9 protein-coding genes are annotated in these 13,192 nt (G+C 31.6%); 4 read left to right on the top strand and 5 right to left on the bottom strand.

Annotated elements, in window-relative coordinates; genetic code table 11:
* Positions 1-296 precede the first annotated feature (296 nt).
* Complete coding sequence (locus KPL51_RS14215; RefSeq protein WP_216162865.1) at positions 297-719, bottom strand: YaaR family protein; 423 nt, start codon at positions 717-719, stop codon at positions 297-299.
* Positions 720-1,233: 514 nt separating this feature from the next.
* Between KPL51_RS14215 and KPL51_RS14210 the strand changes: the two genes are divergently transcribed.
* The 3 genes from KPL51_RS14210 to KPL51_RS14200 all read left to right on the top strand — a co-directional run bounded on the left by KPL51_RS14210 (position 1,234) and on the right by KPL51_RS14200 (position 5,110).
* Positions 1,234-1,770 (top strand): chromate transporter, encoded by a 537-nt coding sequence (locus KPL51_RS14210; RefSeq protein ID WP_216162861.1) that lies wholly within the window; start codon positions 1,234-1,236, stop codon positions 1,768-1,770.
* Positions 1,771-2,307, top strand: a complete 537-nt coding sequence (locus KPL51_RS14205; RefSeq protein ID WP_216162858.1) for a chromate transporter — start codon at positions 1,771-1,773, stop codon at positions 2,305-2,307.
* A 139-nt stretch (positions 2,308-2,446) separates the two neighbouring features.
* Positions 2,447-5,110 (top strand): cation-translocating P-type ATPase, encoded by a 2,664-nt coding sequence (locus KPL51_RS14200; protein ID WP_244998089.1) that lies wholly within the window; start codon positions 2,447-2,449, stop codon positions 5,108-5,110.
* Positions 5,111-5,392: 282 nt separating this feature from the next.
* Here KPL51_RS14200 and KPL51_RS14195 read toward each other — a convergent pair whose 3' ends face one another.
* From KPL51_RS14195 to KPL51_RS14180, 4 genes are all read right to left on the bottom strand, one after another.
* The gene (locus KPL51_RS14195; RefSeq protein ID WP_216162855.1) at positions 5,393-6,232 is read right to left on the bottom strand and encodes a CvfB family protein; all 840 of its coding nucleotides are present in this window, start codon (positions 6,230-6,232) and stop codon (positions 5,393-5,395) included.
* A gap of 22 nt (positions 6,233-6,254) precedes the next feature.
* A complete protein-coding gene (msrC, locus tag KPL51_RS14190; RefSeq protein WP_216162853.1) occupies positions 6,255-6,752 on the bottom strand; it encodes a free L-methionine (R)-S-oxide reductase MsrC in 498 nt (165 codons plus the stop codon).
* 165 nt (positions 6,753-6,917) lie between these two features.
* Entirely contained in the window at positions 6,918-8,852 is a 1,935-nt protein-coding gene (locus tag KPL51_RS14185) for a phosphodiester glycosidase family protein (protein ID WP_224853533.1), read from the bottom strand.
* Positions 8,853-8,974: 122 nt separating this feature from the next.
* Complete coding sequence (locus KPL51_RS14180; RefSeq protein ID WP_216162847.1) at positions 8,975-9,481, bottom strand: gamma carbonic anhydrase family protein; 507 nt, start codon at positions 9,479-9,481, stop codon at positions 8,975-8,977.
* Positions 9,482-9,969: 488 nt separating this feature from the next.
* Here KPL51_RS14180 and KPL51_RS14175 point away from each other — a divergent pair, with 488 nt between their 5' ends.
* Positions 9,970-13,002, top strand: coding sequence for a vitamin B12-dependent ribonucleotide reductase (locus KPL51_RS14175; protein WP_216162843.1), 3,033 nt, complete (start codon positions 9,970-9,972; stop codon positions 13,000-13,002).
* Positions 13,003-13,192 lie beyond the last annotated feature (190 nt).

The raw sequence follows: 13,192 nt of genomic DNA, 5'->3' as shown, positions 1-13,192 counted from the left end.
TTTGTAATTTGTTTAAGTACTTATTTTATTTTTATTTAATTTGTTATACGTAAAAAAAGATATATATTACGTATAATGCATTGAAGCAAACTTTAGAACTCCAGATTTATTTTTACTTAATTTGCGTTAAGAAAAATATATGTTTGAGCACACAACAATTGAGAATTGTTGTGTGCTCATGAGGAATACTAAGGGGATAGCGAGTTTATATTTTTTAGCAAATTAAGTAAAAATAAATTTAGGAGTTCTTAGCGAAGATGAATGCATTAGTAGTAATATATATCTTTTCATTCTTTTTATTTGTAAATATCCACAATAAGTCCTGCAATTTCATCAATAGTATTTGCTACGTCAAGATTTTCTTTTTCTTGACTTAATAGCATTTGAGTAAGTTCCTCTAGTTTTACATCCACAGTATCCACAGTTATAAAATATTGTGTCTGCCAAAAGCTAATATCTTTTTTAACCTCATACATATGTTTTAAGACAGAATCCAAGTATTCTCTAATTAAATTCTTATATGCTTTAACATCTGCAAAACATTTTGTAACACTCAATCTATTCCCTTTCTTCTTTATATCTTCCATCATATCTTTCAGCTGTTGCTCTGATTTTTGCTGCCTAGCAAAGCTAAAATTTTGAGAAAAATCTTTTTTACTAGATATGCTCTTTTTATCCGGCGCAACAGTAGAATTTCTTCTAGCCCTTGATATTTCCATAATGTTTTTCACCCCCTAGTTTACTATATCAGTTTCTTTAATAGTTTTTTATATTTTAGTCAACCTCAAAAAAATAATAAGCAAATATGCTAGTTTCTTTTGCATATTTAATTTATATTTTCTTTAGATGTATTATTTAATTGTTATATCTATTATATCGAACTTTCAGCAAAAAAATATACACAAAGAAAAATTAATTCTTGCCACAAAGAAAAATTAATTCTTGCCACAAAGAAAAATTAATTCTTGCCACAAAGAAAAATTAATTCTTGCCACAAAGAAAATTTAATTCTTCTCATAATAGAAAATTAATTCTTTCCTTATATAAATATTAATTATAGTCCTAATTAAAGCTTATCTCTATAAACTTATAAATTTGCCAAATTTTTTATATATTAGTATAATAATATGGTAAATATTATAGATTATAAATATAGGTTTTTACTTTTAATTTATGCTGCAATATTTTTTTCTATCCACAATAACTAAAAACTAACCTTATAGGAGTGAACATATGAAAAAATTACTAAATATGTTTTGGACTTTCTTTAAAATAGGAGCATTTACTTTTGGTGGTGGTTATGCCATGATACCACTCATTGAGACTGAGGTTGTCAGTAAAAAAAAGTGGCTTTCTAAAGAAGATTTTTTAGATATAATTGTTATTTCTCAAACTTTTCCTGGTGCCTTAGCTGTTAATAGTAGCATCTTTATTGGCTATAGAATTAGTGGCCTCCTCGGTGCTATCATTGGTCTACTAGGGGTAGTTTTACCTTCATTTTTCATAATATTATGTATTGCAGTGTTTTTTATGAAATTTAGAGAATATTATTATGTGGATTTGGTCTTCAAAGGTATATCTGCTGCAGTACCGATGCTTATCCTTATAGCTGTAGTAAGTTTATCTAAATCACTAAAGAAAAGCTATGCAAATCTTATTATAATTATAATTTCTATGGCGAGTATATTATTTTTGAATGTACATCCCGTTATAGTTATACTTTTATCGGGTTTATACGGAGTAATATTTCTCGGAAAGAAGGTGGAGTAAATGTCTATGCTAATTAAAATTTTCTTATCCTTCTTAAAAATAGGTGCCTTTAGCTTTGGTGGAGGATATGCTATGCTTCCACTTATCCAAAGAGAAATTGTAAATAGCAACACTTGGATTACTTATAAAGAATTTATTGATATTATTGGTATATCGCAGATGACTCCTGGACCTATAGCCATAAATTCAGCTACTTTTGTAGGTTTTAAAGTTTCTGGAGTCTTAGGTAGTATTTCTGCAACCCTAGGTGTTGTCTCCTTTTCTTTTATCTTAGTTTCCATAGCTAATCACTACATTGTTAAATTTAAGCAGTCCTACATAATGAAGGCTGCACTAGCAGGTATGAGGCCTGCGCTAATTGGTCTTATAGTCTCTGTATTCTTATCCATGGGAAAAGAATCTTATAAAGACATTAAAAGTGTAGTAATTGGAATTATAATCCTTGGGCTATTGCTTACTGATAAGCTTCATCCAATTTTAGTAATAGTGATTTCAGGAGTACTCGGGATTGTATTTTATGGTTTAATACCTATTTAAATATTATTGATTCAATAATTTATTTTTATTAATTCCCATATTTGATTATTGTTTCATACATCCTGTTGTGATATAATAATTTTCTTATTTTTAATAAATATGTCTATAATAACAAATACTAAAAGACGAGGTGATATTCATGTTTTTCAACAAACCTATTGAAGAAGTTTTAAAAGAATTAGAATCCAATCCAATAACCGGACTTTCTAAGGAACAAGCAGAGTTAAAAAGAGAAAAATTCGGATTAAATCAGTTAGTAGCTAAAAAGCCTAAAACATTAATAGCTATGTTCTTTGCACAATTAAATGATATATTAATTTATATTTTACTAGCAGCTGCTGTGATTTCAGCCCTCCTTGGTGAGACAAGTGACGCAATTATAATTGCTATTGTAATAATAATTAATGCAACAGTAGGAATTATTCAAGAATCTAAAGCAGAAAAAGCTCTTGATGCATTAAAAAAATTATCTACACCTAAGGCTGTTGTTAAAAGAGATGGGCTGTTAAAAGAAATCCCATCAGAGGAAGTTGTGCCTGGAGATATTATTATTATTGATGCTGGAAGATATGTACCCTGTGATTTAAGACTACTTGAAGCTTCAAATTTAAAAATTGAAGAATCTACACTTACGGGAGAATCTGTTCCAGTGGATAAAGATGCATCACTAGTATTAACAAGCGATGATGTGCCACTGGGTGATCAAAAGAACATGCTATTCATGTCTACCTTGGCAACATATGGTAGAGGTGTAGGCATAGCCGTGTCTACTGGAATGAATACTCAAATAGGTGAAATTGCTAAAATGTTGGATGAAAAAGTAGACGAAGAGACTCCCCTACAAAAAAAACTAGCAGAGCTTGGCAAGTATCTTGGAATAGGTGCCCTATTCATATGTGCACTTATGTTTATAGTTGGAGTTCTTCAAAAGAGAGAAGTTTTTGAAATGCTTCTTGTTTCTATAAGTTTAGCTGTTGCGGCCATACCTGAAGGTCTTCCTGCTATAGTAACTATAGTTCTTGCTATGGGTGTGCAAAAGATGATAAAAGAAAATGCTATTGTACGTAAATTACCTGCTGTTGAAACTTTAGGTTCAGTAAATATTATATGTTCAGACAAGACAGGAACATTAACTCAAAACAAGATGACTGTAACAAAATTCTACGCAGACGGTCAAATAGGAACTATAGATAGTCTAAACATTAATCATAATGAGCATAAACTATTACTAGAAAATCTTATTTTATGTAATGATGCTACTTACTCTGAAAACTCAAAAACTGGTGATCCCACGGAAATAGCATTATTAGTAGCTGGAATAAACTACAATCTATTTAAAGATGACTTAGAAAAAAGTCATAAAAGAATTGATGAGATTCCTTTTGATTCAGATAGAAAATTAATGACTACTGTAAATAAATATGATAGTGAATATTATGTAATGACAAAAGGTGCTATAGACAACCTATTAAATATTTGTACAAAGATCTATGTTGAAGGTAATATAGTAGAAATGACACCCCCAATTAAAAAAGAAATATTAGCTGCTGCAAATAGCATGTCTGACGATGCATTAAGAGTTCTAGGTGCAGCTTACAAAATTCTCCCTACTTCTCATGTGGAGATTGACTCACTAGAAAATGATTTAATACTTATTGGACTAGTAGGTATGATAGATCCTCCAAGACTCGAAGTTAAGGACTCTATTACTCTATGTAGAAATTCCGGAATAAAAACCGTAATGATAACTGGCGATCATCAAAATACTGCTTTTGCTATAGCCAAAGAACTGAATATTACTAATGATTCTTCCCAGGTTATATCTGGAACAGAGCTTGATAAAATGACCGATGTGGAGCTAAATAGTAGAGTTGAAAATATAAGAGTATTCGCAAGAGTCTCCCCAGAACATAAGGTGAAGATTGTACGTGCTCTTAAAGCCAAAGGAAACATTGTATCAATGACTGGTGATGGAGTAAATGACGCGCCTTCTCTTAAAATGGCAGACATAGGTGTTGCTATGGGTATAACAGGTACCGACGTAGCTAAAGGTGCTGCTGACATGATCCTTGTAGATGATAACTTTTCAACTATCGTTTCTGCTATAAAAGAAGGAAGAAATATCTTTACAAATATCAAGAAAACTATAATATTTCTTCTATCCTGTAACATTGGAGAAATTATAGCACTATTTCTTGCCATACTTTTAGGCTGGGCTACTCCACTTAGACCTATCCATATATTGTGGATTAATTTAATCACAGATACACTGCCAGCACTGGCTTTAGGTGTAGATCCTGGTGATCCTGACGTAATGAAATATAAACCACGGAATCCAAAGGATAGTTTATTTAAGGGTGAGGCCTTTAATTTGCTTCTTAATGGATTGTTAATTGGTATATTAACTTTAATCGCCTTTGTAATAGGTGCAAAATATTATAGTGGAACAACTAGTTTATTCCCACTTTTCCCTCAAAATCTTTCTAAGGACGCACTAGAGCATGCACAGACTATGGCTTTTGTAGTACTTAGTGTCTCTCAACTAGTACATTCACTAAATATGAGAAATGGTAAAAAATCTATATTCCAAATAGGTTTATTCTCAAATAAATATTTAATTGGGTCTATAGTTCTTGGTATACTGCTACAAGATTTAATTATAACAATACCTATTTTAGCAAATGCTTTTAGTGTGCATTCATTAAGTTTAATGGATTGGGGTTTTGTAACTATTCTATCTCTTATGCCCTTACTCTTTAATGAAATTGTAAAAATATTTAAACGAGGTTCTTCCACATTATAAATGACAAAATAAAAAAGATATATATTACTACAAATGCATTCATCTTCGCTAAGAACTCCTATATTTATTTTTACTTGATTTGCTAAAAAACATAAACTCGCTAGCGCTCAAACATATGTTTTTCTTAACGCAAATCAAGTAAAAATAAATATGGAGTTCTAAAGCTTGCTTCAATGCATTATACGTAATATATATCTTTTTTTGCGTATAAAACCTTTATCAAAAAAACAAGAGTCTGATGAATTAAATCATCAGACTTTTGTTTATTTAAACAATATTAAATTATTTTAATTTAGTACCTTCTTCATCTTGAAATATTAGGTCACTTTTCATAAGACCACCCAATGCTCTTTTAAAAGCATTTTTGCTGGTTTTAAATATTTGCTTTATATCATCTGGTGAACTTTTATCATTGTATATCATAGACCCGTTAGAGTTTTTCAAATATTCTAATATTTGCTCTTCAATTACATCTCTTTCTTCTAGTCTAGGTTTTCTTACTGTTAAATCCATTTTACCATCTTCATAATATTTTTGTACTCTAGCTTTTAATCTATCTCCAGGTGCTATATTCATATAGTTCTCATTTTTTAGAATAACCCCTCTATAAATATCATCAACAGCTACCATTACAGTACCATTAGTCTGTATTCCATATACCGTACCTTCTACTTCATCATCAATCTCAAATGAATCTGTATCATATAAGTATTTATCAACAAAAGTAGTGGCTGCAATTCTTCCAGTCTTATCTAAATATACATAAAAAAGATATTTCCTGCCTGTTTCTAACGGATAATTTTCCTCCTTAAAAGGAACCAATACATCCCTTTCTAAACCAATTTCTACAAAACTTCCTATTGTAGTCATATCAATTACCTTTAGATAAGCTAAATCTCCAACCTTTGCAAGTGGTTTTTTTAAGGTTGCAATTAATCTATCACTTGAGTCTCTGTATATAAAAGCTTCAACTTCCTCATCAATGGCAAGCGCTCTACCTACTGTACTTTTCATTGGAAGTAGAATGTCATCACTTGTATTATCTGTACCGGCACCTAAATAATACCCGAATTCTGCTCGTCTAACTACTTTCAAATTATTTAAATCTCCTATGTTTATCATTTTAAAATCTCCTACCTTTTATTTATATTTTTGACCAATCTATGTATTGGTTAAGTTTAGCAACGAATTTAACTAAGTATTTTTCTTCAAGCTTCGAAAACCTTCCTATCTCTGGACTATCTAAATCCAAAACTCCATAAACTATATCGCCAATTATTATAGGTATAACAATCTCTGAATTTGATGCAGAGTCACAAGCAATATGTCCTGGAAATTCATTTACATTTTCTATGCACTGAATCGCTTTTGTAGCAACTGCAGTTCCGCATACACCTTTACCTATTTCTATTCTATTACAAGCTGGAAGGCCCTGGAACATTCCAAGTACCAATGCATTACCCCTCAGTATATAAAACCCTGCCCAATTTAATTTATCCATAACCGCTTTAATAATTGCTGCAGCATTTGATAGATTTGCTAGATCATTTTTTTCTGAGCTGAGCTGTCCTTCTAAAAGAATAAGCATATATTTATATTTCTGCTCATTTGTCATCTTTTCTATTCCATTTAATTTTATCATTTTTCTCACTCCTTAAAAAACAGAAACTCTCTATCTTCTATTGTAGTTAAAAACTCATGAAAATAAAAGCTATTTTTAAAAATAAAGGGACGGTTAACAACTATTTATATAAATAGTTGTTAACCGTCCCTAGCTTTCCCATAGCTTTCTCAGAATTATAACAATTTACCGTAAACGCTTTAACAATCTATATTGCTTAAGAGCTTCAGCATTCTTCCTTAATAACTTAACTATGCCTTCACTTGTTTCATCATTATTTTTAGGAAGCCCTATTTTTAAAGTCGCCTTATTCCCTCCAGCTTCCGCGATTACTTCACCCACTGCAGCTTTACCTGTAGCCTTTAATAATCCATTTACATCAATTTGCAAATCATTACCTGTCACTGTCCATTTCACTGCTTTATTATCAATTAAAACATTTTCACCTTTTTCATTGCTAGCTTTTATAGCAAATTGGTGAGTGTCCCCTTGATTTAATAAAATTGCATTTTTATCTGTTAATGTAAATGAACCTAAGGAATCTAACACCGTAACATTTGAGCTCCCTGTAATTCCATCTAAAGAAACTTTTACTGCTCCACTTGATGCTATATCACCGGCCAGGAACTCTCCTTTAGAAGAAACTTGTCCAATATCTCCTTCAGTAGACCAATTTACATCCTTGTCTGAAAAATTCATAGGATGTAAATTAGTGTCAACTCCTTTTAGAATAAAATTATAAGATGAGTTTTTATATATTAATATATTTTGTTTTAAAATAATGTCACCCGCTGTGTTTGTTACGGGTGCTTTATTAGTAAATAAAAGAGTATTTGTTACCGCTCTTTCTGAACCATCAGATGGCACATTCACTATGGTACTATTATTTTCTGCATAATGACGTATGTTCATCTGGGTTGAACCACCACCATCAAAATTCAACGCAGTTACTGCACCTAATTCCGCCATTAAATTACCCATTTCAGGTAAAGTAGCTCCATCACTAAAAGCAGCTGAAGCTTGTCCTCCCCCAACAGTTAATGCAATAACCTTATTATCCAAAGTTATTCCAAGGGCTGTCCTAGCTTTTCTAGAGGTTGCAAGCGATTTGTCTACACCAGCACTTATCATGGCTTCCACCCTTAAAGCTTTTCCATTTTTAACTAGATAGTTATATCCTCCCATGGCACTCGCAATATCTTTCTTATCAAGTCCTAGGTTAAGACTCACCGTATCTCCTATTTTAAGATTTTGCTTTAGCCAAGTAGCTTTTGTACCATTTGATGCAAGAACTATGCCATCCTCAGGAATAGTTACTTCTTTACTTAAAGCTCCTATACTCTCAATTACTCCTGTAAACTGCTTGTCTAATAAAACGGGTCCATCTACTGCTCTAATTACTGTCAATACCTCACTTGGTGCATAAGCTGACTGTTTTACTTTTCTATCTAAGCTATACTCTGGTGTGAGTACCATTAGGCTATTTTTCACACTGAACTTATTCACTTCAAATTCACCAAATCTATTAACACTATCTATAAGCACACTTTGCTGCTCTACATTTGTGCTAGGATCACTGGTGAGCTTACCGTTAAAGCTCAAATTCTCTATAAATAGCTTACCATTGTTATCTATACCAAATATTGGATATCTACTTTCATCTGCCTTACAAGTATATCCTACCAATGGTGCACCATCTATAATTTGAGGCCCTACACTTGCACCTATAACCATGTTGAAGAAATCACCATTGACTCCCCCTACTACACCGTTATTTTTAGTTATTTCTTGTCCAATTTGTTTTGATACAGTATCTTTTGCAAGTACTACGTCTTTTGCTTTAGCGAATATAAGATCCACATCACTGTTGTCCATGTCTGCCTTAATAATATTTAGTGTCTGCTTTAGCTGTACACCACTTTTATCTGTATCATAATAACTTCTCTTTTGCTCTATGTATTGTACCCCATTGGCAATTTTTTCATCCACAATAATAATATCCTTTTTACTTGTCGTTGCATAAACATTTATACCTGAAAAACCAAAAATATTACCTACCAATGCACTTGACATCAAAAAGGACATCAACCTTTTTTTCTTCTTTTCATCTCTAAATCTCATAAACTTCAAAACTTACTCCCCCTTATTATCCCATTACTAACCTTATATACTATTCTACAAAAAAATACAGTACCCTTCTAATAAAAAAAATTTACTAGAAAGGTTACTGTATTTAGCCCAACTTATTCTAAAATATATCTCATTGAAAGCTCTACATAATGCAGAGCAGATTTTTTTAAACCTTCTTTTTCTTCTATAGTTAGTTCACGAATAACCTTCGCCGGTACCCCCATACAAAGAACCCCAGAAGGTATTTTTTTCCCTTGAGTAACTAAGCTACCCGCTCCAATTATAGTGTATTCACCTATTTCAGCTCCATTTAGTATAGTACTACCCATACCAATTAAAGTATAATTTGAAATCTTACAACCATGTATTATAGCATTATGCCCTACAGTTACATAATCACCAATATACACAGGAAAGTCTTTATCATTATGCACGGTGCAATTATCTTGAATATTTGTGTAATCCCCTATGGATATATAATCCATGTCACCTCTTAATACAGCTCCAAACCAAATATTACTGTACTCACCTATAGTTACATTGCCTATAACATCTGCACTAATTGCAATAAAAGAATGTTTCTGTACTTTAGGCCTTTTTCCATCAAATTGATGCACCATAAATTTCTCTTCACCTCTTTTCGAATAGTAATTAAATTACTTCTCTTAAAAATAATAATATATTTATTATAGTGCATTATTATGTACATATGGTTGTTATTATATAAATATAGTTTTTATTCGTCATTCCTTTGGGTAATAGTTCATGTTGATTTTTAGACTATTTTATTATATAATTGCATTTGATTTTATACTATTTTATAGTATAATACCAAATTATTTTTAATCCACTTCAAAATAATTTAATAATTGATTTATAATATATTTTAATATATAATACCATATATAGTGATAATTCACTTTGTGTTTACTACATGTAGTATGCCATACTGTTTTATTACATAATATTAAGTTAAACAACTAAGAGTGCTTTCTAGCATAGTAATATCAAACGTGCAAGAATTCATTTTACATAATCCAACTTTAATTTTAATTGTTGGATAAATAATAGGAGGTGAATATACTAGCTTTATTAGGCTAGTATACTTATGGCGGAGATAAAAAGTTTAATTAAAAGATTTTATACAAGTGCATTAGAAAAAGATAAAACTATTACAGTTTATGATTTATTTAAGTGGAAAAAGGTAGATGTTTTTCTAAAAGACCATAAAACCAATAAAGTTCTTTTGGAGATGAAAGATTTAGAATTTCCAGAACATTACTCACAAAATTCCTGTGATATAATTGCTTCAAAATATTTCAGAAAATCTGGTGTTCCCGGCAAGCAAGGCTATGAAAATAGTATGAAAATGGTAGCTCATAGGCTTGTTAATTTTTGGTGTGAATCCTTAATTTCCGAGACAGTTATTAAAACCGATGAGGAAAAAAACATTCTTTACGATGAATTAGTATATACATTTTTAAATCAAATGTTTGCTCCAAATTCTCCTCAATGGTTTAATACTGGCCTTAACCTATCTTATGGTATAAAAGGTGGCTCCTTAGATAGTTTTTATTATGATGAAAAAGAGAAAAAGATTGTTAAAAGTGAAGATGCTTATACAAGAACTCAAGCTTCAGCTTGTTTCATTCTCTCAATTCAAGATAAACTACTCGGAAATCACTCAATATCTGAACAATATGTAACAGAAACCAAATTGTTTAAAGGCGGTTCTGGTACAGGCACTAACTTTTCTAGCATAAGAGCTCGCGGTGAAAAATTATCTAGTGGTGGAGTTTCTTCAGGCCTTATGAGTTTTTTAAGAGGGCTTGATAGAAATGCAGGAGCAATAAAGTCTGGTGGAACTACAAGACGAGCTGCTAAGATGCTTTGCCTCGATATTAACCATCCCGAAATAATGGAGTTTATGACTTGGAAAGCTAAAGAAGAAGATAAAGTACGTGCTCTAACTAAAATGGGATATGATGGTAGTTTTGAAGGTGAAGCTTATGAAACTGTATCGGGTCAAAATGGAAACAACTCCATAAGATTCTCAGATGAGTTCATGATGAAGGTGGATAACCTTTCAAAAAATCCTAAACAGACTATTACTCTTAAAGGAAGAGCTGACTGCTCAGTTAATAAAGATATAAGTGTTAAGCAGCTATGGGATACCTTTAACAAAGCTGCTTGGCAATGTGCAGACCCCGCTCCTCAGTTTGATGATACCTTTAATGCATGGCACACTTGTCCAGCTGGAGAAGACGGGATAGTTAATGCTAAATACAATAGAATTAATTCAACCAATCCTTGCGGAGAATATGCATTTTTAGATGATACTTCATGTAATTTAGCATCTATTAATATTTATAAATTCTATGATAATAAAACTAAGAAATTAGATATAGAGGGCTATGTTCATTTAATCGGACTTACTCAATTAGTTCTTGAAGCTTCAATACATTGGGGACAGTTTCCAACTGAGGATATAGCAAGAAAAACTTATTTATTTAGAAGTACAGGCCTTGGAATTTCAAACTTATCTTCACTATTAATGGTGATGGGTTATGCATATGATTCAGAAAATGCTAGAAATTTGGCTTCTTCACTATCTGGAATAATGACTGGACAATCTTATTATGTTTCTTCACTACTAGCAAAAGAACTAGCTCCTTTTGAAAAATATGAAATCAACAAACCATATATGCAAATAGTTATAAGGAATCATGCAAGAGCCGCTGGTGCCCTAAATACTGAATATGAAAACCTTAATTATGAGCCTATAGAAGTTAATCACGATCTTTTAAAAAAGAGCTCTCTAGGGTATATAAGTGAAACCTTAAAAAGCTGCTTCACAAAAGCATTAAATAGTGGTGAAAAACACGGTTTTAGAAATGCTCAAGTTACAGTTATAGCTCCTACTGGTACTATTTCCTTCGCTATGGATTGTGGTGCAACCTCTATAGAACCATATTTCAGCCATTTTATTTATAAAAAATTATCCGGTGGCGGTTATATGACCATGGTTAATCCCGTAATCAAAGATTCCTTAAATAACCTAGGATACTCAGAAATTGAAACAAATGATATTCTTGATTACATTCTAAGAAAAGAAAAAGTTAATGAAAATGGATTTGAATATGAAAAACTTATTGATGGAAAAATTGAGGGTGCTCCACACTTAAAACCAGAACATTTACCTATATTTGATACGGCAAACAAGTGCGGTAGCGGAAAAAGGTATATTGCATCTATGGGACATGTTCTAATGATGGCAGCAATAACTCCTATGATATCTGGTTCTATATCAAAAACTGTAAATTTACCTAAAAATGCTACTATAGATGACTTTGAAGAAGTTATACTTAATTCTTGGAAATTAGGAGTAAAAGGTATAGCCTTGTATAGAGATGGTTCAAAGGCAAGTCAGCCTCTAAATACTACTTTATCTGAAGATAAAGAAATATCACTTGAGGATTTATCCTATGCGGATCTTTTAAAGAAAGCAAAAGAAGAGCGAGAAATATCCAATCATTCAACAAGAGAAAAACCAATTGGGATACGCTATGGCACTACTCATCCTGCTCAAATTGATGATGTAAAAGTCTATACTACAGTAAATAGGCGATCAGATGGAGAAATCTCTGAAATATATATAACTACAGATAGAGAAGGCACAATTATTACTGGACTACTTAATTCTCTTTCAAAATCAATCTCTGTAATGCTTCAGTATCATGTTCCTGCAGAAGATATCTCTAAAATGCTTAGAGGACAAAAATTTGAGCCTTACGGTTTTGTACAAAAACATCCTTACATTAAATCTGTTTCTTCTATATCTGATTTGATCAGCAAAATTATCGATATAGAACTAGGTGACTATACAAGGTGTCAAATTAAGCCTGAAAATTATTGTGACAGTAATGCACCTAAAAACCCACTAATGCCTGATGAGAGTGAAATTTCAGCTAGCATAGTGGATGTTGAGAATGTACCTTCCCCTATGAATATAAGTAAGGATAAAATTCAAGGAGAAAGATTATACTCTGAAACCTGCTCACATTGCTCTAGTACTAGACTAGTTAGAAACGGTAATTGCAAGGTTTGCCAGGACTGCGGAACAACCACTGGGTGCAGTTAATCTATCAAACTAGAAAAGATCCCAAAGTTAAAGTACAACTTTGAGCTTTACTATAACAACTTTGAGGTTTACTACAAAATGAATATTTATTCACAAGTAATTAAACAAAAATAAAAATCACTATTTATAATTAAATTATAAATAGTGATTTTTCTTATATTTTGAAACATAAATATTAAGTACAGACCCC

The organism is Clostridium bowmanii, from assembly GCF_018861315.1.
Taxonomy (GTDB): Bacteria; Bacillota; Clostridia; order Clostridiales; family Clostridiaceae; genus Clostridium_AD; species Clostridium_AD bowmanii.
Note: the sequence above shows the minus strand (reverse complement) of the source record. Positions and strands in the feature narration are given on the sequence as shown.

What these genes read in the sequence shown, in the direction of transcription:
- KPL51_RS14185 (WP_224853533.1), bottom strand. Translation starts at nt 8,852, where the DNA reads ATGAGATTTAGAGATGAAAAGAAGAAAAAAAGGTTGATGTCCTTTTTG.
- KPL51_RS14210 (WP_216162861.1), top strand. Translation starts at nt 1,234, where the DNA reads ATGAAAAAATTACTAAATATGTTTTGGACTTTCTTTAAAATAGGAGCA.
- KPL51_RS14215 (WP_216162865.1), bottom strand. Translation starts at nt 719, where the DNA reads ATGGAAATATCAAGGGCTAGAAGAAATTCTACTGTTGCGCCGGATAAA.
- KPL51_RS14195 (WP_216162855.1), bottom strand. Translation starts at nt 6,232, where the DNA reads ATGATAAACATAGGAGATTTAAATAATTTGAAAGTAGTTAGACGAGCA.
- KPL51_RS14180 (WP_216162847.1), bottom strand. Translation starts at nt 9,481, where the DNA reads ATGGTGCATCAATTTGATGGAAAAAGGCCTAAAGTACAGAAACATTCT.
- KPL51_RS14205 (WP_216162858.1), top strand. Translation starts at nt 1,771, where the DNA reads ATGTCTATGCTAATTAAAATTTTCTTATCCTTCTTAAAAATAGGTGCC.
- KPL51_RS14175 (WP_216162843.1), top strand. Translation starts at nt 9,970, where the DNA reads ATGGCGGAGATAAAAAGTTTAATTAAAAGATTTTATACAAGTGCATTA.
- KPL51_RS14200 (WP_244998089.1), top strand. Translation starts at nt 2,447, where the DNA reads ATGTTTTTCAACAAACCTATTGAAGAAGTTTTAAAAGAATTAGAATCC.
- msrC (WP_216162853.1), bottom strand. Translation starts at nt 6,752, where the DNA reads ATGATAAAATTAAATGGAATAGAAAAGATGACAAATGAGCAGAAATAT.